This window comes from Lacinutrix sp. MEBiC02404 (genome assembly GCF_053601575.1).
In genome coordinates this window covers 123,730-146,405 of record NZ_JBSHNV010000180.1, presented here as the reverse complement: position 1 = coordinate 146,405, position 22,676 = coordinate 123,730, and the positions used below count along the sequence as shown (strand labels likewise).

General features: G+C 31.3%; 20 protein-coding genes and 1 riboswitch. Of the genes, 12 read left to right on the top strand and 8 right to left on the bottom strand.

The genetic code is table 11. The annotated features are described in order from the left end of the window. Nucleotides 1–164 precede the first annotated feature (164 nt). From ACVCXO_RS09905 to ACVCXO_RS09895, 3 genes are all read right to left on the bottom strand, one after another. The gene (locus ACVCXO_RS09905) at nt 165–758 is read right to left on the bottom strand and encodes a DUF4252 domain-containing protein (RefSeq protein WP_452229434.1); all 594 of its coding nucleotides are present in this window, start codon (nt 756–758) and stop codon (nt 165–167) included. An 88-nt stretch (nt 759–846) separates the two neighbouring features. Continuing rightward, nucleotides 847–1,284, bottom strand: a complete 438-nt coding sequence (locus ACVCXO_RS09900; protein WP_452229433.1) for a hypothetical protein — start codon at nt 1,282–1,284, stop codon at nt 847–849. Further along, nucleotides 1,271–1,780 (bottom strand): RNA polymerase sigma factor, encoded by a 510-nt coding sequence (locus ACVCXO_RS09895; RefSeq protein ID WP_452229461.1) that lies wholly within the window; start codon nt 1,778–1,780, stop codon nt 1,271–1,273. The genes ACVCXO_RS09900 and ACVCXO_RS09895 overlap by 14 nt, the downstream gene beginning before the upstream one ends. 159 nt (nt 1,781–1,939) lie before the next feature. On the opposite strand from ACVCXO_RS09895, the gene ACVCXO_RS09890 reads away from it, so the two are divergent. Continuing rightward, nucleotides 1,940–3,361, top strand: a complete 1,422-nt coding sequence (locus ACVCXO_RS09890) for a S41 family peptidase (protein ID WP_452229432.1) — start codon at nt 1,940–1,942, stop codon at nt 3,359–3,361. Beyond that, a complete protein-coding gene (locus ACVCXO_RS09885) occupies nt 3,354–4,046 on the top strand; it encodes a Dph6-related ATP pyrophosphatase (RefSeq protein ID WP_452229431.1) in 693 nt (230 codons plus the stop codon). Before ACVCXO_RS09890 ends, ACVCXO_RS09885 begins: the two co-directional genes overlap by 8 nt. Before the next feature lie 94 nt (nt 4,047–4,140). Here the strand turns inward: ACVCXO_RS09885 and ACVCXO_RS09880 are convergent, their stop codons facing one another. Genes ACVCXO_RS09880 through ACVCXO_RS09870 form a run of 3 tightly spaced genes read right to left on the bottom strand, consistent with a single transcriptional unit; the run spans nt 4,141 to nt 9,049 of the window. Next, complete coding sequence (locus ACVCXO_RS09880; RefSeq protein ID WP_452229430.1) at nt 4,141–6,102, bottom strand: DUF5074 domain-containing protein; 1,962 nt, start codon at nt 6,100–6,102, stop codon at nt 4,141–4,143. Between the two features lie 32 nt (nt 6,103–6,134). Next, entirely contained in the window at nt 6,135–7,214 is a 1,080-nt protein-coding gene (locus ACVCXO_RS09875) for a YncE family protein (protein WP_452229429.1), read from the bottom strand. A gap of 5 nt (nt 7,215–7,219) precedes the next feature. Next, a complete protein-coding gene (locus tag ACVCXO_RS09870) occupies nt 7,220–9,049 on the bottom strand; it encodes a TonB-dependent receptor plug domain-containing protein (protein ID WP_452229428.1) in 1,830 nt (609 codons plus the stop codon). Nucleotides 9,050–9,080: 31 nt separating this feature from the next. Next, a riboswitch (cobalamin riboswitch) is annotated at nt 9,081–9,282 on the bottom strand. Between the two features lie 217 nt (nt 9,283–9,499). On the opposite strand from ACVCXO_RS09870, the gene ACVCXO_RS09865 reads away from it, so the two are divergent. The 3 genes from ACVCXO_RS09865 to ACVCXO_RS09855 all read left to right on the top strand — a co-directional run bounded on the left by ACVCXO_RS09865 (nt 9,500) and on the right by ACVCXO_RS09855 (nt 12,786). Next, a complete protein-coding gene (locus ACVCXO_RS09865; protein WP_452229460.1) occupies nt 9,500–10,657 on the top strand; it encodes an ABC transporter substrate-binding protein in 1,158 nt (385 codons plus the stop codon). Nucleotides 10,658–10,712: 55 nt separating this feature from the next. Then, nucleotides 10,713–11,687, top strand: coding sequence for a FecCD family ABC transporter permease (locus ACVCXO_RS09860; protein WP_452229427.1), 975 nt, complete (start codon nt 10,713–10,715; stop codon nt 11,685–11,687). Nucleotides 11,688–11,991: 304 nt separating this feature from the next. Next, entirely contained in the window at nt 11,992–12,786 is a 795-nt protein-coding gene (locus tag ACVCXO_RS09855; protein ID WP_452229426.1) for an ABC transporter ATP-binding protein, read from the top strand. A 3-nt stretch (nt 12,787–12,789) separates the two neighbouring features. Here ACVCXO_RS09855 and ACVCXO_RS09850 read toward each other — a convergent pair whose 3' ends face one another. Then, nucleotides 12,790–13,542 (bottom strand): hypothetical protein, encoded by a 753-nt coding sequence (locus tag ACVCXO_RS09850; RefSeq protein WP_452229425.1) that lies wholly within the window; start codon nt 13,540–13,542, stop codon nt 12,790–12,792. Nucleotides 13,543–14,000: 458 nt separating this feature from the next. Here ACVCXO_RS09850 and ACVCXO_RS09845 point away from each other — a divergent pair, with 458 nt between their 5' ends. From ACVCXO_RS09845 to ACVCXO_RS09815, 7 genes are all read left to right on the top strand, one after another. Continuing rightward, nucleotides 14,001–15,512 carry a reverse transcriptase domain-containing protein gene (locus ACVCXO_RS09845; RefSeq protein ID WP_452229424.1) on the top strand — a complete coding sequence of 504 codons (1,512 nt, stop codon included), beginning with the start codon at nt 14,001–14,003 and terminating at the stop codon, nt 15,510–15,512. A 57-nt stretch (nt 15,513–15,569) separates the two neighbouring features. Next, entirely contained in the window at nt 15,570–16,958 is a 1,389-nt protein-coding gene (rmuC, locus tag ACVCXO_RS09840; protein ID WP_452229423.1) for a DNA recombination protein RmuC, read from the top strand. Beyond that, nucleotides 16,951–17,208 (top strand): hypothetical protein, encoded by a 258-nt coding sequence (locus ACVCXO_RS09835; RefSeq protein WP_452229422.1) that lies wholly within the window; start codon nt 16,951–16,953, stop codon nt 17,206–17,208. The genes rmuC and ACVCXO_RS09835 overlap by 8 nt, the downstream gene beginning before the upstream one ends. 45 nt (nt 17,209–17,253) lie before the next feature. Beyond that, nucleotides 17,254–17,619, top strand: a complete 366-nt coding sequence (locus ACVCXO_RS09830) for a 6-phosphogluconate dehydrogenase (RefSeq protein WP_452229421.1) — start codon at nt 17,254–17,256, stop codon at nt 17,617–17,619. A 1-nt stretch (nt 17,620) separates the two neighbouring features. Then, nucleotides 17,621–18,184: an acyl-CoA thioesterase gene (locus tag ACVCXO_RS09825; protein ID WP_452229420.1), complete on the top strand. Its 564-nt coding sequence runs from the start codon at nt 17,621–17,623 to the stop codon at nt 18,182–18,184. A 190-nt stretch (nt 18,185–18,374) separates the two neighbouring features. Then, entirely contained in the window at nt 18,375–18,989 is a 615-nt protein-coding gene (locus ACVCXO_RS09820; RefSeq protein WP_452229419.1) for a transcriptional regulator, read from the top strand. After that, the gene (locus ACVCXO_RS09815; protein WP_452229418.1) at nt 18,986–19,690 is read left to right on the top strand and encodes a DUF3307 domain-containing protein; all 705 of its coding nucleotides are present in this window, start codon (nt 18,986–18,988) and stop codon (nt 19,688–19,690) included. Before ACVCXO_RS09820 ends, ACVCXO_RS09815 begins: the two co-directional genes overlap by 4 nt. An 89-nt stretch (nt 19,691–19,779) precedes the next feature. Here the strand turns inward: ACVCXO_RS09815 and carB are convergent, their stop codons facing one another. Next, nucleotides 19,780–22,632 carry a carbamoyl-phosphate synthase large subunit gene (gene carB, locus ACVCXO_RS09810; protein WP_452229417.1) on the bottom strand — a complete coding sequence of 951 codons (2,853 nt, stop codon included), beginning with the start codon at nt 22,630–22,632 and terminating at the stop codon, nt 19,780–19,782. Nucleotides 22,633–22,676 lie beyond the last annotated feature (44 nt).

Below are 22,676 nucleotides of genomic sequence, written 5' to 3'. Positions count from 1 at the left end.
ACATGTTGCTTCCTTAATAGTCATTCCAATAGGTATCGAATGCTCGTTATAGAAGGTTCATGTGTATGTATTATTTGTTTTTTATTGGTCACATGTTGCTTCCTTAATAGGCATTCCAATAGGTATCGAATGCTCGTTATGGAAGGTTCATGTGTATGTATTATTTATTTTTTATCGTCTAAATGTTCTCCTCCAGGAATGTTCATTTTCTTGGTAAGTTTAGAAACTTGTTTTAAATCTATATCTCCTGTTAAAGACACGATAACAGTTTCAAATTTACGTTGGGCACCATTTACAGAAATATCAGATCCTTCCATGTGTTTGCTTATTCCGTTTACAAAAATCAAAAGCTCTTGTACATGGTCTTCGTCTTTTCCTTCTTTAATGTAGAATTTAATTACCGTTCCATCATCTTTAACTTCCATTAACTCTTCTAAGCTACTTGCTTTAGAGTTTACCCAAGAGGTTAAATCTGCAGAAATCCCACCTTTTTCTGTAATAATAGTTTTTAAACTAGTAATACTGTTTACCATTGCTAGATATTCGTTTGCTTCCGGATCATCGGTATCGATATCCATTTTAGCCAACATTTGAAACATTTTTGGTTTAATGTTTACATACGTTACATCTGCATTATCGCTATATTTTGTAAATATATCTTGCGCCATAGATGCAAAAGGCATCATTAATAAAGCCATTGCGACTAAAATTACATTCTTTTTCATTTTGTTTATTTTATTATTTATTGGTGTTTTCATTTTTGTAGTATTTATTTGTTATTAATTGTAACAATGTATTCGCCAATTATTTTTTTAAATAAAAGATAAAAGGCTCGGTACATGTTTTCTAGTTTTTAAAAACTAAACTTGTTGTATTTCCTACTTCTGCTAGATAATTAATACTTGAAGCGCCTTTATTAAATTGCGTAGAAATCATTTCTAAAGATTTTTTTACTTCAAGATATGCCATTTCAGGATCATCATAAGTACCTAAATCTTCTGCAGAAGTTAGAGGCGATTTAAAATAAAATCCTAACATAAGAACTGCTACTGCTGCGACAGAAATCCATGTATACAAATTGTTTTTGTTAGATTTTAATGGAACGTCTTTAGTAAACTTTTCTTCTTGGCTTACAGAAAAATAGGCAAACATTGGTTTATACATTTCTAAATGTGGCGCTACAGTCTCTTGTTTAAAATAGTCTTTTAACTGCTGCTCTTCTTTTAGCGATGTTTCGCCATTGTTGTACTTTTCTAGTAATTGTTCTATATTATTTAACACCATAATTGTGTGTTTTTGTTAATTTTTCTCTTATTGTTTTTCTTGCTCTAGACAATGCTACTCGCACTGCTGTATTATTCATATCCAACATCTTGCCAATTTCGTCAAAATCATATTGCTCAATATCTCTTAATTGCACTACCATTTTTTGTTGCTCTGGTAAATCTTCTATTATTTTAGCAACCCAACGCACACTATCACTAAATTCTAATTGCTTTTGCAAAGACGTATTATTGTCTTGGTAATTGCTGTGCACCAACTTTAAATTTTGGGCTTGCTTCGATTTTAATTTATCTAAACAAAAATTCTTCGTCATGGTCATAGAAAATGCTTCTACGTTTTTATACTCTTGAATCTTGGTTTTATTTTTCCATAATTTTAAAAGCACTTCTTGTGTTGCATCTTCCGCTTCTTCCCTAGACACTAACAAACGTTTTGCTAAACGAAACACCTTATCTTTAAAGGGCATTACAATATGTAAAAACTCTGTTTGTGTCATTATTTTTGGTTTCATTCCAATTATTAATTGGCTCTAGTTATAAAACTGCTTGGTAAGGGCCGTTTCTATTAAGACGAACAACTCTTTCTTTTGTTACAATTAATTTTTAGTTGCGGATAAAATAAGTACTTTTAAAAGAAAAAAAGAAATCTTATCATTATGAATATAATTAAAAGAATTGCACTTCTATGCTTTGCAGCATCTTTATGTACTGCTTGTTTTGAAGACTTAGATGATAATCCGGTTACCAATAAAGATATTAAAGACTTTGTTTATAAAGGAATGAATTATGCCTATTTATATAAAGAAAACAAACCCGATTTAGCAAATGACAGATTTTCCAATGACAGTGATTATTCTAGTTATTTAAATGCTTTTGAATCTCCGGAATCTTTATTTGAAAACTTAATTTATGATAGACAAAACGTAGATCGATTCAGCTGGATTACTAATGATTATATTGCCTTAGAGGAAAGTTTTAATGGCGTAAGAAAAAGTAATGGTTTAGAGTATGACTTTTATTTTGAACCTGGAAGTACTACTAATGTGTTTGGTATTATAAAACTGGTTTTAAATAATAGTCCTGCGGAAAATCAGAACTTGCAACGCGGACAAATATTCAATGCCGTTAATGGTGTTCCTTTAACCGAAAACAATATTAACTCCCTATTAAGTGGAGATACGTACACCTTAAATCTTGCAAACTACAATGACAATAATACGCCAGATGATGATAGTGATGATGCTGTTATTTCGACTTCAGAAACGGCTACATTAAATAAAGTTGCCTTTACCGAAAACCCTGTATATAAAACCGAAATACTAGAAGTCAACAATCAAAACGTTGGTTATTTAATGTACAATGGTTTTACTGCCGATTTTAATACACAGTTAAATAATGCCTTTGCTACTTTACAAAGTAATAATGTGCAAAACTTAGTTTTAGATTTACGCTATAATCCTGGAGGTTCAGTAAATACGGCAACGCTTTTAGGAAGTATGATTACGGGACAATTTAACGGTGAAACCTTTGCAAAACTAATATATAACAACGATTTACAAAGTAATAATACAGCGTATCTTTTTACAGATTTTTTTGACGGAAACAGCATAAACAGTCTAAATCTACAAAAAGTGTACATACTAACAACTTATGCATCTGCTTCTGCAAGCGAAATGGTGATTAATAGCCTAAAAGCATACGCACAAATAGAAGTTATACAAATTGGGGTAGAAACTAGAGGGAAATCACAAGCGTCTATAACTATTTACGATTCTCCAGATTTTAAACGAAGTGGCGCAAACCCGTTGCATACGTATGCGATGCAGCCATTAGTAGCAAAAACAGTAAACAAGTTGGATGTTAGTGTTCCTAATGAAGGATTAATACCAGACATTTTACTAAAGGAAATGCCGAATAACTATGGTATTTTAGGAAACGAAAACGAACCATTACTTGCAGCAGCTTTACAACATATTTTAGAAAACGGAAGATTTGTACAACCTAGAATAAATAACTTTAATAAATTAAACACTAAAGTAGATTACCAACCTTTTGAAAACGGCATGTACATTGACTAATAAAACATACTTTAATTGGAGTACAGGAAAAGATTCTGCCTTAGCATTATACCATTTATTTCAAGACGAAAATTTTTCCATAGAGAAACTAGTTACAACGGTTAACTCCCATTATCAAAGAGTAACAATGCATGGTTTGCCGGTTTCCTTATTAAAAAAACAAACGGAAGCTATTGGTATTCCGTTACAAATTATTGAATTACCGGAGCAACCAAGTATGGCAGATTATGAAACGATCATGCATACTGCTTTACATACATTAAAAACAGAACACTTTACACATAGTGCTTTTGGAGATATTTTTTTAGAGGATTTAAAAAAGTACCGAGAAGATAATTTAAGTGCACTTGGTATTTCTACTGTATTTCCACTTTGGAAAAGAAATACGAAAGAATTAATTAACGAATTCCTAGACTTAGGTTTTAAAGCCATCATTGTTTGTGCTAGTTCAACCTATTTCTCGGAAGAATTTGTTGGAAAAACCATCACTAAAGAACTTATTGAAAACTTACCAAAAGATGTAGATCCTTGTGGAGAAAATGGCGAGTTCCATACTTTTTGTTATGACGGACCTATATTTAAATCGCCAATCTCCTTTACTATTGGAGAAAAGATATATCGCGAATACGATACTCCTAATACCGAAAACGAAAAAAAAGGTTTTTGGTTTTGTGATTTGATTTAATGACAACAAAAAGCCTCTAAATAATTCAGAGGCTTTTAAGTGAGTCCTTTTAATCCTTTATAATCAATGGATTATTGAGAACTAGAAAGCATTTTTATTTTTTCACTATCTTAAGTGTAGCACTTCCTTTTTTAGAAGTAATATTAACCAAATAAATACCAGAAGTTAAACTCTCGATATTAACTGGTGTATCAATAGATTCTATATTTTTATTTAAAACCAAGCGTCCTTCAGCAGAATAAACAGAAACTAAACCAGCTTGAGAAACATAAAATTGAGATGTAGCCGGATTAGGATATAATGTTATTTTTAATTCTTTTGTAAAAGAACCTACACTTAGTGTGTTTTTATTTATAACTCCAATAGCATTTAAATCGAAACCACCAGAATTAAAAGGTGTTGCATATAGTTCATTAATCATATTTCCATAAGAATCATAGGTTGCATATGCTGGATCTATAGTTCCTACAACATCAATAATTTTTACATGTGTAATATTCTCTTTATCTAATAATGGTGTATCGGCAATATCATTTATATCAAAAGGTGTTCCAAATCCAGAACGGTATTTCCCTGCAAGATTATTAACATATGTAGCATCAACACTACCAAAACCGCCTACTTGCGTATCTGTTTGAGTTTGACTATGTGATGGAAATCTAAAATAATTAACACCATCTGAACTTACTTCAACAAAAGCCAATTCTAAAAAAGTATCGCTAAAAGCATTTTCAAAAACAGCAAAATCAAATCCTGTTCCATCTTTAATAGGGGTATTAAATGTTAAAACCGCTTGACCTCCATCTCCTAAACTCACAACATCAGAATTAGCAATACCAATAGGAGAACTAGATGAACCTACGGTAGCGTAACTACTACCATTATACATGGCTGAAGGGTCTGCAATATTAATTAACCCTCTTGTTATTGTAGCACCTGAAGCCCACTCTACAAACAATGCGCTATCCTTCTCCATCGCTGTTGTACTTACTTGTCCTGCTGGAGGAGCATAAATACCTAATGGCAATTTATAGACTCCATTTGGGATAATACCAACCGTATATTCATTCTGGTACACTCCTGACAAATTATAAGTTCTAATTTTACCATTACTCACGTAATCTATAGCATCTGCTAAGTAAAAAACATCATCGATTAAAGATAATCCATAAGACAAGGCAACGTTTTGAGCAGATGTATTAATAAACTCTGTAGTTGGCAAACTTGCAGAAAAATCGAAATTATAAATATTATTATTTAATACGTAATATGCTTTTCCATTATCTACTTGTAAAAAATTTGGGTGTTCTCCCGTTGCAAAATCAGAAACAGTCATTACAGAAAAATCTGTTAAATCTATTCTATATAATTTAGCTAAAGTTTCATCTCCTGTCCAAGCTGGTTTTCCACCACAAAGTACATATAGGTAATCATCATCTGCCAAAATTGAATTTGGAACATCTCCAACCGTAATTTGAGACACCGTATTATCTGCTAAATTTATCACAGAAACAGAACTCCCAAAACCATAGCCACCTTGATGCGCTACAAAAAGTTGGTTATTCTTTTTTACAATTCTTTCTGGCCCTTCAGCAACAGAAATAGTACTTACAATGGTATTTGTTGATAAATCCATTACCGCTACATAGTCATCTGTAGTAACTCCTGGATCTCCCCAATTGGTTATATAACCAAAACCTTTATTAAAGACAATATGTCTTGGGTTATTAATACCTGTTGTTACTGTTGCAATATGAGCAAATGTATAATGATTAACAACGTTTATTTCACTACTTCCGTTTGAAACTATATAAGCATTGTTTCCATCAAACCCCATCCCTTGACCAACTTGTCCTAAATTTTGACCTGTATTTTGTGATGTGAAAATATTATTTTCTAATGTTCCTGAATTGTTTAAAAAGGAAACAGATGCAGTATCGGTACCCAAATTACCTTCATTTAAAATAAAAACACCATTACCAAAGCTCTGTGCAAAGCCAGAAAAAGCTATAAAGCTGAAAATAGTTGTTATTACGAATAGATAGTTTTTTTTCATTAATTTAAGTTTTAATTTGTTTATTTTTCTATTTAATTATTGTTATAAAATCCGTTTGGAATTATTTTCACATCAAACCCTTCTAGATATTCACCTTGTAAACTATACACAAACACCTCTCCATTAGATACATAATCTTTAGCGTCTGCAATATAGATACGATCGTTAATAACACTAAAGCCATACAATACACCTATATTTTGAGTGCTTGTAGTAAACAAAGCTGTTGTAGGTAATGTAAAGTCACTTAACGTAACATTATAAACGGAAGCATTTAAAGTGTATAGAAGTGCATTGTTTGAGATTTCTAAAAGTCCTGGATGAATTCCATCAGAAAAAACAATTTCATCCTCCACTAGATTTGTTGCCATATTTATTTTATAAATTCCTGCAGAAGTTTCATCACCAGTCCAATCTGCTTTTCCTGCACAAATAACATATAGTTGATTATTGTAGGTAACCATATTTCCTGGCACATCAGATACTTGAATACTTGTTGTTACTGTTTCTGTTACCGCATCTATCACAGAAATAGAATTACCATATCCCCAACCACCTTTATGTGCTAAGTAGAGGGTTCCATTATTATTTAATATAAATTCTGGACCTTCTATAACCGAAATAGTATTAGTAATAGTATTGGTTTGCGTATCTAATACCGCAATATAATCATCGTTAGTATCTGCAGGATCTCCCCAATTGGTTATGTAACCTTTATTACCAATAAAAGTCATATATCTAGGATTCAAAATATTGGTTTCGATGGTACTAACCGATTCAAAAGTATATCGATTTACCACTTCTATAGTATTGGAGTTGTTTACTAATAGATAGGCAAAGTCTTCATAAAAAGCCATACTTTGGGCTACATCACCTAATCCTCTGCCATTAACTGCAAAAAAGATATTATGATACGTTTGACCAGAAGCATCCTTAAAGGATACCGAAGCATTAGAGTTTGTGTAACCACCTTCATTTAATACAAATACACCGTTGGCATATTCGCCAGAGGGAGGAAGACTGTCTATTATAGTGTCACGATCCTCACTTGTACAGTTTTGTAAAAGTAAAATAACAGCGAACATGCCTATTAATTTTAAAAGTTTATTCATAATTTCTAAATATTAAGATTCAAATAAATACTAAAATTTCTACCAGGTGCAGGTCTGTTTAAAACACTCTCGTAAGACTCATTCCATAAATTAAGAACTTGTGCTCCAAAAATGTATTTATTAGTTCCCTTTTCAAAGTTATACTCTATCCCCATATTGGCAAGCATATAGCTATTAACAATATGTTCTGGAGCATTATCTGTTGTTGTATATACTTCTCCGTTATTAATAAATTGATAGTAAGCCGACAGTTTTTTATAGCTATAACCAACAGAAGTTGTTAGTTTGTGATATGGTACATAAATAAGTTGTTTGTCCGTTTTTTCGTTTTTAGAAACCGTATAAGCATAAGTTGCTGATACGTCTAAGGTATGTGTTCCAATTTTTTTCTTAGCTTTAAAAAGTCCTTCAAGACCATAAATATTAACAGTTTCGGCATTTATTGGTCGCCAAACACCTGTAACATCTGGTGTCCATAACAATAGATTTTCAACCGTATTATAATACCCTGTTAGCGTTAATGATGCATTAGGCACATGCAGCACATTACTAATTTCTCCTTGATAGGATAATTCTGATTTCAAGTCTGGATTACCAAGTCCTTCCCAGTATAAATCATTATAAGTAGGGATTCTAAAATTTTTAGAGGTATTCAATTTTAAACTATAAAAACTAGTCACTTCTCCTTGTATGCCTGCCGAATATAAAAAAGGACTTTCATAGGTATTGTTTAGTTCTTGACGTAAACTAATCTCATACAAAAACCGTTTACTTACTTTTTGTTTCAGCCCAAAAACTACAGAACCTAAATGTCTTATTTCATGTTGTATATCAGAACCTTTTCCATTATTTTGAGTATAATTAAAACCGCCACTTAAAAGTAAACGTCCCAAAGTATAGTCTAAATTGTATTTTACAAACAAACTTCCTACCTCTCCGTAAGTATTAAAATCGTTATCTATATTTGGATAATACGTATAGTTCTCTGTTAAATAAGCGACTTTAGTATTAGATACTATTTTATTAGATTTAACTACCCATTCTAACATAGTTCGCGTGTTAAAATCGGTATATTTTGTTTTTAAAGCATTTGGTGTTGGCAAGGAAAAATTTCTTTTCCCATCATAAATATTAGAATATAAATTAACGGTATTATTCTCACCTAACTTAAAACCAAAAGTCGAACTGATATTCGTATTATTAAATTGTCCGTTAATATTAACTCTATCAGTACCTGGATACGCATAATCATTATCGGATGCTATGCGAGAAACTCCCAACTGAAAACCCTTTGTTTTTGTTGAATACGCCGTTTTATAATCTATTTCGTAAGTATTAAAACTCCCATATTTTAAAAACACATCATTTTTAAAACCAGCATTATAGGTTGTGTTATTTGCCAAATAAACACTTCCTCCAATGGCATTACTGCCGTCTACAACACCACCACCTCCAGGCTTTATAGTAACTTGATCAAAACCTCGAGTATTAATAGTATTAAAATCTGTCTGACCTGTTGTTTGCGAATTAATATTAATTCCATTCCACAAAACCGCCGTTTGTTGTGCAGTAGTACCTCTAAAACTAGCAGAAGACACCATACCTAATCCATTTTCTTTTAAGTATATGGTAGAATTAAAGTTTAAAAGACTAGTAAGAGATGATTGGTTACGTTTTAAAATACTATCCGTTAAAACGGTTTGAGTTGCAGTATAAACAGAATCTTTTAATTTGATATATTTTAAATGTACTTCGCTTAATTCCGTTATAGGACTAGCTTGTGCAAAAACTGCACAATAGCATAAAAATAGCAATATAGAAAACAATCTTTTCATAAATCTTGAAAACTTTTCTCCCGAAAGTCATTTTAGATAATAAAAATTGGCAGGTCTCCTGGCTTTCGTCTTAACTATTTGTCTTCCCAGAAAAATTTCCAGTGACTTGAAGTGTAATAGTAAGCATTCACTAAAGTGAACAAAGAATACAGTTGCGGGAACAGCTTTCGGTTTTCACGAAATTCCCTTTTAATCGATACAAACAATTCAAAACTATTTTGAAATCATTTTATATCAAACCAAAATTCTGTGCAAAAGTAATTTCTTTTTTAAATGCAAACTAATTAAACTCACTTTTTCTTATTCATTTTGTAAATAAGAAAAATAAAGCCAATTAAAAAATGTGCTATTATTATTCCACCTACTATATATATTGTTACATTTGAACCGTCTCTCATGACTAAAATTTTATATAAATTTAAAAGAAACCTATCTATTTATATGTCACTAATGTTACAAAAAAAGTTATTTAACTCCCTTCTATTTTGTCTTTTACTATCTTTTACAGCTTGTAAAAAGGAAGTGAAATCCATTCCTGAAAACAAGCAAGATTCTGTCAAAACGGCATTTAAATATGCCGAAGGTTTTACCATTACACATAATGAAAACTTTAAAATACTAACGATTAAAAATCCTTGGCCTAAAGCAGAAAAGGAATATAAATATGCTTTAGTTCACAAAGATGTAGCGTCCAAAATAACGTTAAACAAAGACGAATTTGATGGTATAATAACGATTCCTATTGAAAAAATAGTGGTTACCTCTACCACACATATTCCTGCTTTAGAGCTTTTAGAAGTAGAAGAAACATTGGTTGGTTTTCCAGGAACAGATTATGTATCTTCCTTAAAAACTAGAGCAAGAATTGAGGATAAAAATATTAGAGAATTAGGGAAAAACGAAGGTATAAACACCGAAGTTTTATTAGAACTACAACCAAACGTAGTCATTGGTTATGGTATAGATGGAAATAACAAAACCTTTGAAACCATTAAAAAATCAGGTATTCCTGTAATCTACAATGGAGATTGGGTGGAAAAATCGGCATTAGCAAAAGCAGAATGGATTAAATTCTTCGGAGTTCTTTATAACAAAGAACAAATTGCAAATACGATTTTTAATTCTATTGAAAAAAATTACGAAGAAGCAAAAGCTCTTGCGTTAAAAGTAGAAAAGCAACCAACCGTTATAAGTGGCGCAATGCATAAAGACACTTGGTATTTACCTAATGGCACAAGTCCGGAAGCACAAATATTAAAAGATGCCAACGTAAACTATTTATATAGTGAAACGACAGGAAGTGGTAGTTTAGCATTAAACTTTGAAACGGTATTTGAAAAAGCAAAACATGCCGAATTATGGTTAAGTCCTTCGTATTACGCAAGTATGGAAGCACTTGAAAAAGCAAACGAACATTACACGAAATTTGATGCTTTTCAAAACAAAACCATTTATTCCTTTGTAAATACCACGGGAAAAACTGGAGGAGTTATCTATTACGAACTTGGTACAGCTAGACCAGATATTGTTTTAAAAGATATCATTAAAATCTGTCATCCAGAATTGTTACCAGAATATACACCTTACTTTTTTAAACCTTTAAAATAATTTGTCCGAAACGAATACATACAAAGGCTCCTTTACACTATTAATACTTTTATTAATGGTATGCTTTTTTACTAACATTAGCTTAGGTTCTGTGTCTATTCCATTAAAAGAGATATTTAATAGTTTGATAGATTCTGCAGAAAACGAATCTTGGCAATATATCATTCAAAATTACAGATTACCAAAAGCAATCACAGCAATTTTAGTAGGTTCCGGATTAGGTATTTCCGGATTATTAATGCAAACCCTTTTTAGAAACCCATTAGCAGGACCATTTGTTCTTGGTATTACTTCTGGCGCAAGTTTAGGTGTGGCTTTGGTGATTTTAGGAGGTGGTATTTTTGGAGGTGTTTTTGCTTCGTTATTAATTTCAAAATGGACTATCGTTATTGCGGCTAGTTTAGGAAGTTTTCTTGTTTTATTGGCGGTATTAATCGTATCCTCTAGAGTGAAAGATACAATGGCTATTCTTATTATCGGACTCATGTTTGGAAGCATTACCTCTGCAGTAGTAAGTGTACTCTCCTATTTTAGTTCTGCGGAACAATTACAACAATATATCTTTTGGGGATTTGGAAGTTTAGGAAATTTATCCTGGAATGAAGTTTTCATTTTCTTTGTCATTTATTGCTTCGGAATACTACTTAGTATACTAGCCATTAAAGGATTAAACACCTTATTACTTGGCGAGAATTATGCAAAAAGCTTAGGATTAAACATCAAACGAAGTCGGATAATCATTATCCTTGCAACTAGTTTATTAGCAGGAACCATAACGGCGTTTGCTGGACCAATCGCTTTTATTGGTTTGGCTGTTCCGCATTTAACCAGGCAAATTTTTAACACAGCAAATCATAAAATATTATTACCTGCCGTATTTTTATTTGGTGCCATAGTAATGCTTATTTGCGATAGTATTGCCCAATTACCAACCAGTGATTATACTTTACCAATTAACGCAATTACCTCTTTAATTGGTGCACCTGTTGTTATTTGGTTATTGGTTAGAAAAAGAAAGATGGTGTTTTAGATAGAGTAAAGAAAAAATGTTGATTGTTGATTAAAAACGAATAATCAAACTTATAATAAAATATAAAATGAACTTGAAATTCCGACACAGTCGGAAGCGTCAAAATTCAGAAATAACGAACAAAGGAATGCAGATGCAAAGCGAAGCTTTAAGCACGAAATTCCGAAAGTGAGTGATGCTTTAGCAATTTCCTGATTTTGACATGATTTTTGGCTTGGTTTATCCTGAGCATAGACGAAGGGTTTTGTATCTAGACAAAATGAAAAAAGGAAATTATATTAGTTTAACAATTTAAAAAAAAGTATTGTCAGAAACCAACCAACATATCATCCTTAAAACAGAAAACCTTTCTATTGGTTACAAAACCAAAAAGGAAGAAACTACGGTTGCATCCAACATAAATCTTACTTTAAAAAAAGGAGAATTAATAGGCCTTGTTGGCGGAAATGGTATTGGAAAATCCACTTTATTACGAACACTAACACAGGTACAACCCAAATTATCTGGCGCATTATATTTAAATGAAAAACCGCTAGAAGAATACGCCAATATAGACTTAGCCAAAGCGATGAGTTTGGTTTTAACCGAAGCTATTGCGTCTAAAAATTTATCTGTTTTTGAACTGATAGCCCTAGGAAGACAGCCATATACCAATTGGGTTGGTAATCTATCGGAAAAAGATATAAGTAAAGTCAACAGTGCGATTAGCCAAACAAATATTGACGATTTAAAACACAAAAAATGTTTTGAACTTAGTGACGGCCAACTACAAAAAGTAATGATTGCACGTGCTTTAGCTCAAGATACAGACCTTATTATTCTAGATGAACCAACCACGCATTTAGACATGTATCACAAAGCATACATTTTAAAACTGCTTCAAAAATTGGTGAAAGAAACGGGGAAAACGATTTTATTTTCTTCGCATGAAATAGATTTAGCTATTCAATTGTGTGATACTATGATTGTCATGACTAAAACCGAAGTGATCTCCAATACACCTTGTACACTCATTGCACAAGGAACTTTTAATACTTTATTTCCAGAAGATTTAATTGCTTTTGATGCAAATACGGGGAGTTTTCGAGTAAAAAAATAAATCTTACTCTTCCTCTCCTAAACCTTCTGAAAAAGAAGGACTCTCTTCTTTTTCAAGTATCATTTTATTTGTAAAAAATTCTATAGGCAAAAACTGTTCACTAAATTTATTTTGAAATGGATTAAACCATTTTACTTTTAATAAAGAATCAGAAACTAATCTCTTTGGATTACCATTTGGATAATATAAGTTTGTTACGTCATTCTTTTTATATCCACTTATTAAAAAATCAGGTGTCGTATAATTCACAACATATTGTACAATACTTTTAATTTTCTTCTCATCAACTTTTCCTTTATTATTAATTGGAATTTTTTTCGAAGATCTCTTTTTATAAATTTCTAGTTTTTTTGTTTTAAATCTAACAATCTCAGAAAAAACGTATTCCAATTCTCCATAATTTTTTATTTCTTTTATTATAGTATCTGAATTATAACTTATAGAACCATCTTTATTTATTCTTTCTATTTTCAAATTATCAAATCCTAACAATTCACTTTGATAGTGATTTGATTCAACAAATTCACTTTTTGAATCGTTAAAAAAAACACAAGTATATTTCGTTTTTTCACTTATTTTTCTACCGGTAATCTCATCATTTGTTATCTTTTTATTATTTTCAAAGAAAACTTCTTTAACAATCATTATAGGAGGCACATACTTACCATCACCTTTTATTCTATAGTTTTTAAGTAAAGGATGTGTTTTAAATACAACTAAATCACCTACTCCAAAACACTTTTTATAATCACTCATAAAACAAAAATTAGTTATTTGTTTAAATTTAATATATTTACTTCAGAAAGTAAGAGAGTTCTTTAGACATTTATTAAACATTTATTGAACAGTTGAAATTTTTTAATTTCAATTAATCCAAACCTTGATTTAAGGGATAATAAATACGTGGATTAGTTATTACATAAATTTTCTTCATTAGCAAGCACATAATTAATTTTGTGCTTACTAATTTCAGAAAAGATACTATTACTACTTTCCCTTTAAAGGGTAAAGGAGTGTACTTAAGTGACTTTAGAATATTAAATTTCATCGTTATTAAGGTATTGATTATTATTATCAGTAGTTCTACCTTCAGTGGTAAATATACGTAACATGGCATCGGGAATCGTGAATACGGTTAATGGTTCAATCATTTATTGATGTAACGTTTGATGAATTAAATTCCGAGCGAGAATAATCTTACTTTCTTTTTTATTATGACGAAACAAAAAGATTGGTTTAAAGACAGAGGTTATCCACATTTTACTAATAAGACTCCAATGTCTATTAGAAAAAATATTGAGCGTTATGTTTCCAATACTAAAAAAGTAGCAAAACACTCCTTTTCTCCTTTAATATTTAAAGAAATAAAACAGAGACGTTATAAGTTATCTGATTTTAATGGAGAAGAAAGACGTTCTCACAAAAAACTTAAAAATGGAGAAATAGTATCTAATACAAAAATTAGAGAAATTCTATATGCCACACATTTAGATGCTCACGTCTATTCGTATTACACACAACAAATTATCACTCCAAAATATGAAGCTTATCTAAATAAAAACAGTTTACTTTCAAATTCAATTACTGCTTACAGACAGATAGAGACTGATGATAAAGTAAAATTTAAGAACAACGTTCATTTTGCTAAAGATGTTTTTGATGAAATAAAAAAAAGAGAAAACTGTGTTGCTTTAGTTTTAGATATAGAAAACTTCTTCCCTAGTTTAAACCATAAAAAACTAAAACTAGCTTGGGCAAAAATTTTAGGATATAAAACCTTACCCAAAGATCATTTTAATCTATTTAAAGCTACTACAAGATTTAGCTATGTAAAGCTTAAAGATTTAAAGACTAAAAATGGTCATTTTGATGAAAAAGAGTTATCAAAGCACAGAAAAAATGGAAAACATACTTTTTTTGAAAGTATAAAAGACCTAATAGGCTCTGATATTATTATCCATAAAAATCAAAAAAAGGATGATGATAAAAAATTAATGGGAATACCACAAGGTTTACCTATTAGTGCTTTATTAGCTAATATTTATATGCTTACCTTCGATGAGTCTGTTATCAATGAATTAACATTAAAACATGATGTGTTTTACAGAAGATATTCCGACGATATTGTTATGATTTGTAATGAAAATCAAATAACACGAATTGAAGATTTTGTTAAAAGTGAAATGGTAAAAAACAAACTAACTGTTTCATTAGAAAAAACAGAAAAAACACTTTTTAAAATAAATGAAGGGCGCTTACAATCTTACAAGATTGAAACAGATAATTCGCCAAAAGAAAACATACCTTTAAATTACTTAGGTTTTGAGTTTTATGGTTATCAAACTTTAATTAAATCTAAAAACTTAGCTAAGTTTTATAGAGAAATGAAAGAAACTATTAAGCGCAAACATAAAAGAGTCGAAGTTATTAAGGAAAAGCATCTTTTGGATGAAGCTCCTATTTTTAAAAGAAAAATTTATCGATTATTCTCCTATAAAGGTGAAAAATCTAGAATGCTTCCTGCTAAAAGAACAGACTTTATTAATGGTAAAACAAAAACTGAAGCATTTGACAGAAAATTTAGAGGAAACTATTTAAGATATGCTTACAGAGCTTCAGATGAATTAGAAGCTCCAGAAATAAAAAGACAACTACGTAATCATTGGAAAATACTTCAAAAAACAATGAAGAAGTATGATTTTTCAAATGTTAAAAAAGATTTATAATCTAAAAATTATAACCCTTATAATTTCTTACTTTTACATTAATACATTCAAAAAATTATGAACGACAACCTCCTTCTCCTTCTTGCTATTATAATTTCGGCAGCAATTGGTGCTTATTTAGGAATGCTATTCACAAAACTGAAAAGTAAAAGCGAAAAAAGCACCTTAGAAGAACGCAACAATAACTTACAACAACAGCTTAATGACTTTAAGCAATTTTCGGAAGCTGAAAACCTAAAGCAAAATCAGAATTTTGAAAATCAGTTAGTGCAGCTAAAGGAAACACTTTCCAAAATGGAAGTAGAACGTGAAGATATTCGTCGGGAAAAGGATTTTTTAAATACCGAATTAGCGCGAAGAAATTCTGAATATGAAAACCTTCAAAAACTAAATCTTAAAAAAGATGAAGAATTAGAAGAACGCCAAAAACAGCTTCGTACGGATTTCGAAAATCTTGCTACTAGAATTCTAGATGCCAAATCGGAAAAATTCACCCTTCAGAATAAAGAAAACATCAAAAACATTTTAAATCCACTACAAGAAAAAATTCAACTATTTGAAAAGAAAGTAGACGATACCCAAAAGGAAAGTATCAGCATGCATTCTGCTTTAAAAGAGCAATTATTAGGTTTAAAAGACTTAAACCAACAGATGACCAAAGAAGCAACCAACCTAACTCGCGCTTTAAAAGGCGATAGTAAAATGCAAGGAAATTGGGGCGAATTGGTATTAGAACGCGTTCTTGAAAAATCTGGTTTAGAAAAAGATAGAGAGTATTTTGTACAACAAAATTTCACTAGAGAAGATGGCTCGCGCGTGCTTCCGGATATTGTTTTACATTTACCAGATAACAAAAAGATGATTATTGATAGTAAAGTGTCTTTAACAGATTATGAACGTTATGTAAATGCCGAAGATGATGAACGTGAGGTTTTCCTAAAAGCACATATTAATTCGATTAGAAGACATGTAGATCAGCTTTCCGAAAAGAAATACGAAGATTTATACGATATTGAAAGTCCGGATTTCGTGTTACTTTTTATACCAATAGAACCTGCTTTTGCTGTAGCTATAAATGCGGATAACTCGATATATAACAAAGCCTTTGAAAAAAATATTGTTATTGTGACACCATCTACTTTATTAGCCACTTTAAGAACCGTGGATAGTATGTGGAATAATGAAAAGCAACAGCAAAATGCTATTGAAATTGCAAGGCAAGCTGGCGCTTTATACGATAAATTTCATGGTTTAGTAACCGATTTAACAGGAGTAGGAAAGAAAATTGACGATGCTAAAAAAGACTACTCTTCGGCTATGAATAAATTGGTGGAAGGAAAAGGAAACCTAATTACTAGTGTGGAAAAAATTAAAAAACTAGGAGCTAAAGCAAAAAAAGCATTGCCTGAAACATTTATAAAAAGAGCAAAAGAAGATAATGAATAAGAAAAAAATCGATACTATATATAAATGGTTTTTACGTTATCGGTATTATAGAGTCTTAGTTATTGGTGTTGGTTTAGTTAGCTTTGGCATTGTCTTGTTAGTTTCGGGTTATAGTATCCTAAATAAACCAGATTTTGATATGTTTATTATAATTATAACATTACTATTAGGAATCCTATTATCTGCTATTGGTCTTTTTTACAGAATGGAAACGGAAATTGGTATTAAAGAAAAAAGACATGAAGACTAAAGCAATATATAACACGTTGCATCTGACGATTAACATATACATATTATGATAAAATTTTTAATAAAAGCACTAATTACAATAGTACTTATAGTAGCTGGATATTTCTGCTTTATATATTTTGCAACGTATAGCGAAGGTGTTCGAGCTGGACAATTGGTTAAATTTACTAGCAAAGGAGTTCTATTTAAAACATGGGAAGGCGAAATTAGCCAAGGTGTATCTGAGGCACAACTATTTGAGTTTTCGGTAGAAGATAAAGAAGAGCAAGCCATCCAAGAATTAAATCGTTTACAAGGTAAATTTGTAAAACTTACGTATTTTGAACGTTATAAAACCTTCTTTTGGTTAGGAGATACCAAATATTTTATCACCAAAGTAGAGGAAGATACCTCACGAAATAATAGATACTAATATGAAACTAAGATTTAAGACAGTAGATTCCTCTCGTATAAGTATATCGCAGCTCATGCAACCATCCCACTCAAATTTTGGAGGTAAAATTCATGGTGGTTATATTTTAAGTTTGATGGATGAAATTGCTTTTGCTTGTGGTTCCAAACATTCGGAAACCTATTGTGTTACTGCATCTGTTAATACCGTTGATTTTTTAAGTCCGATAGAAATTGGTGATTTGGTAACCATGAAGGCATCTGTTAATTATGTTGGTAGCACCTCTATGGTTGTTGGTATTCGCGTAGAAGCAGAGAACATTAGAACCGGTGAAACTAAACATTGTAACTCTTCGTATTTTACAATGGTTGCCAAAGATGATGCAGGTAAATCTGTACTTGTTCCTGGTTTAATCTTAAATGATAAAAAAGAAGTAGTTCGTTTTTTAAAAGCAATAAATCGTAACGAAAATCATAGAGCTAGACAAGAAGAATTTAATCATGTAGATTTTTCTTTAGAAAATTATTTCAATGATTTAAAAGACCATCGTGTTCGTATTGATTTACCGGATAACTTTTCAAATTAATATTCTTTCTATTCATATTCCGTAAAAACGGTATATCTCTATTTATTCCTTAAAAAAGGAATAAATTAAATTATTCCACAAAAAGGGAATATATTTGATTATTCCATAAAAAAGGAATATATTTGATTCTCACGGGATCCTACGATAATTATAATTATCACCGAATAACGTGATTTATACTTAAAATAGAATGACAAGCATACTAACAGGAGACATCATTAAATCTCGCGGACAAACAAATCCGGAGGTTTGGATTAGCCATTTAAAAGCTGCGCTATCGTATTTAGAAACAGATACTACACTTTGGGAAATCTATCGTGGCGATAGTTTTCAAATAGAAATGAAAGACGTCACCAAAAGTTTTGAAGCTGCTATTTACATAAAAGCAGCTATTAAAATGATAAAAGGATTAGACGTTAGATTGGCTATTGGTATTGGCGAAAAAACATATCAAGGCAAAGATGTTACAGAATCTAATGGCGAAGCTTTTATATTTTCTGGGGAAACTTTTGAAACCTTAAAAAAAGAAAAACAAAACCTTAAAATAAAAACCAAATCGCAAATACTTAATGATGAATTAAACCTGTATTTTAAATTGGCTTTAATTAGTATGGATCATTGGACAGTGAATTCAGCAGAAATTGTTAAATTAACTTTAGAAAACCCTAAAGCCTTGCAAGAAAATTTAGCAAAACGAATAGGAACCAATCAAAATGCCATTAGCAAACGTATTAAACGAGCTAATTTGGATGAAATATTAGCGTTAAACAACATGTATATAAAAAAAATAAGCAGCTTGCTATGATACTACTTATTAAACTTTTATTGGCGCACTTTATAGGCGATTTCTTTTTACAACCACAAAAATGGGTTAAAGATAAAGAGCGCAAAAAGTTAAAATCCCCGAAACTATATTTTCATATATTAATTCATATTGTATTATTACTCGTAATTCTTTGGGATCTTTCACTTTGGCCAATCGTACTTATTATTGGTATTACACACTTTATTATAGATGCGATTAAGCTTATTATTCAAAAGAAAAAAACAAAACGTCTCCTATTCTTTATAGATCAAGTACTTCATATTACTGTAATTATAATAACCTACTTTGTATATACCAATACAGCACTAGATTATAAAGCTATTTTTTCGGAAGAAAACCTACTCCTAATAACCTGTTTCGCTTTTTTAACGCAACCAGTTTCCATAATCATGAAAACCATTTTTTCTAAATGGGATATTTCGAAACTTACAGAAGGTAATGAATCCCTTAAAGATGCTGGTAAATACATCGGAATTTTAGAGCGTATTTTAGTCTTCATTTTTATAGTTACAGACCATTGGGAAGCTGTTGGTTTTTTAATCACTGCAAAATCTGTTTTTAGATTTGGAGATTTAAAAGAATCGAAACACCGAAAGCTTACCGAATACATATTAATTGGTACGCTTATTAGTTTTGGAATTGCCATATTAACAGGAATACTATTTCAAATAGCCTCGTAATAAAAGGAAGCAAAACGAAAAATTAAAACATAAAAAAGCGAAGTATTTAAGTTAAATACTTCGCTTTTTATATAGTATATGTATGGGTTCTATTTACTCAAATACATTTTTCTACGAGAATATAAATTGTAAAACTCATCATCTTTTAAATCATCTATAAAAAGTATACTTTCTCCAGTACTTTTCATTTCTGGTCCAAGTTGTTTATTTACATTATGAAACTTGTTAAAGGAGAACACAGGTTGCTTAATTGCGTACCCTTTTAATTGTGGTTTAAAGTCAAAATCGGTAACCTTCTTCTCTCCTAGCATCACTTTAGTTGCATAGTTAACATAAGGTTCACCATATGCTTTAGAAATAAAAGGAACCGTACGTGATGCTCTAGGATTCGCTTCAATAATGTACACGATTTCATCTTTAATAGCAAACTGAATATTTATTAAACCCACCGTATTCAATGCTAATGCAATTTTTTTAGTGTGGTCTTTTATTTGTTGCATAACCAACTCTCCTAAATTAAAAGGAGGCAATGTTGCATTACTATCTCCAGAGTGAATTCCACAAGGTTCAATATGCTCCATAATACCAATGATATAGACATTTTCGCCATCACAAATAGCATCTGCTTCTGCTTCTATTGCACCATCTAAATAATGATCTAAAAGTAATTGATTTCCTGGCATTCTTCTTAATAAATCAACAACGTGTTTTTCTAGTTCTTGTTTATTTATTACAATCTTCATTCCTTGTCCACCAAGTACATAAGAAGGTCTTACCAATATTGGAAAGTCTAAAACATCTGCAATTGCCGATGCTTCGTCTGCAGTTGTAGCAATATCAAATTCTGGATACGGAATATTATTTTCTTTCAACATATTAGAAAACAAACCTCTATCTTCTGCTAAATCTAAAGCTTGATATGTGGTACCAATAATCTTGATTCCATATCTATCTAGTTTTTCAGCAAGCTTTAAAGCGGTTTGTCCACCAAGTTGTACGATTACACCTTCCGGTTTTTCGTGTTTGATGATATCATAGATATGTTCCCAAAAAACAGGTTCGAAGTATAATTTATCTGCAGTATCAAAATCGGTAGAAACCGTTTCTGGATTACAGTTAATCATGATGGTTTCGTAACCACATTCCGCGGCAGCTAAAACACCATGCACACAACAATAATCAAACTCGATACCTTGACCAATTCTATTTGGACCAGAACCAAGCACTATAATTTTCTTTTTATCGGAAACCACACTTTCATTATCTGCATAGCGTTTTCCGTCTGCCGTTTCTACATCATTTTCAAACGTAGAGTAATAATAAGGAGTCTTTGCTTTAAACTCTGCAGCACAAGTGTCCACTAATTTATACACTCTATTAACACCTAATTCTTCCCGTTTATTATAAACCTGACTTTCTAAACAACCAAGCATGTGTGCTATTTGTCTGTCACCATACCCTTTTTGTTTAGCTTCTAGCAATAAATCTTTTTGAATGGTTTCCACTTTAAAAGTTGAAATTTCTTTTTCAAGCATATATAATTCTTCATATTGCTTTAAGAACCACATGTCAATTTTAGTAATCTCATGAATTCTACTTAAAGGAATTCCCATTTGGATAGCGTCATAAATAACAAAAACACGATCCCAGCTTGCATGTTTCAGCTTGCTTACAATTTGATCATAGTCTTTATATCCTTTTCCATCTGCGCCTAAACCATTACGTTTAATCTCTAAAGATTGTGTTGCTTTATGTAATGCTTCTTGAAAAGAACGACCAATACCCATGACTTCTCCTACAGATTTCATTTGAAGTCCGAGTGTTCTATCGCTACCTTCGAATTTATCGAAGTTCCAACGTGGTATTTTCACAATTACATAATCTAAAGTAGGCTCAAATAAAGCAGAAGTAGATTTTGTAATTTGGTTTTGTAATTCATCTAAGTGATAACCAATAGCTAATTTAGCAGCAATTTTTGCAATAGGATATCCTGTTGCTTTACTCGCTAATGCGGAAGAACGCGAAACACGAGGATTAATCTCAATAGCGATTATATCTTCGTTTTCATCCGGACTTACAGCGAATTGCACATTACAACCACCAGCAAAATCACCAATACTACGCATCATATGAATTGCCATATCGCGCATTCTCTGATAGGTTGTATCACTTAATGTCATTGCTGGAGCAACGGTAATAGAATCTCCAGTATGAATCCCGATAGGATCCATATTTTCAATAGAACAGATAATTACTACATTATCATTAGCATCACGTAAAAGTTCTAATTCATATTCTTTCCAACCTATTAATGCTTTATCAATCATTACCTCATGGATTGGAGAAATTTCTAATCCGCGGGTTAATAACTCATCAAAGTCTTCCTCTTTATGTACAAAAGACGCTCCTGCTCCACCTAAAGTAAAGGAAGCTCTAATAATTAAAGGAAAACCAAACTCTTGTGCGATTTCTTTTCCTTTTAAATAGGAAGTTGCAGTAGCCTGAGGCGCCATTGGAATACCAATTTTAAGCATTAGCTCTCTAAACTTCTCTCTATCTTCGGTAATATTAATAGCGTCAATATCTACACCAATAATTTCTACACCAAAATCTTTCCAAATCCCTTTTTCATCTGCTTCAATACATAAGTTTAAAGCTGTCTGTCCGCCCATTGTTGGCAAAACAGCATCAATTTGCGGATGTTCTTTTAAAATTTGAATTAAAGACTTACTGGTTAAAGGCAACAAGTACACATGATCTGCCATAGAAGGATCTGTCATGATAGTTGCAGGATTAGAATTAATTAAAACGGTTTCTATACCATCTTCTCTTAAGGAGCGTAAGGCTTGAGTTCCTGAATAATCAAACTCACAGGCTTGCCCAATAACAATTGGTCCAGAACCAATAATTAAAATCGATTTTAGTTGCGTGTTTTTTGGCATTTTATTTAATTATAGTGTGTTGCAAAAATACTATTTATTAGATA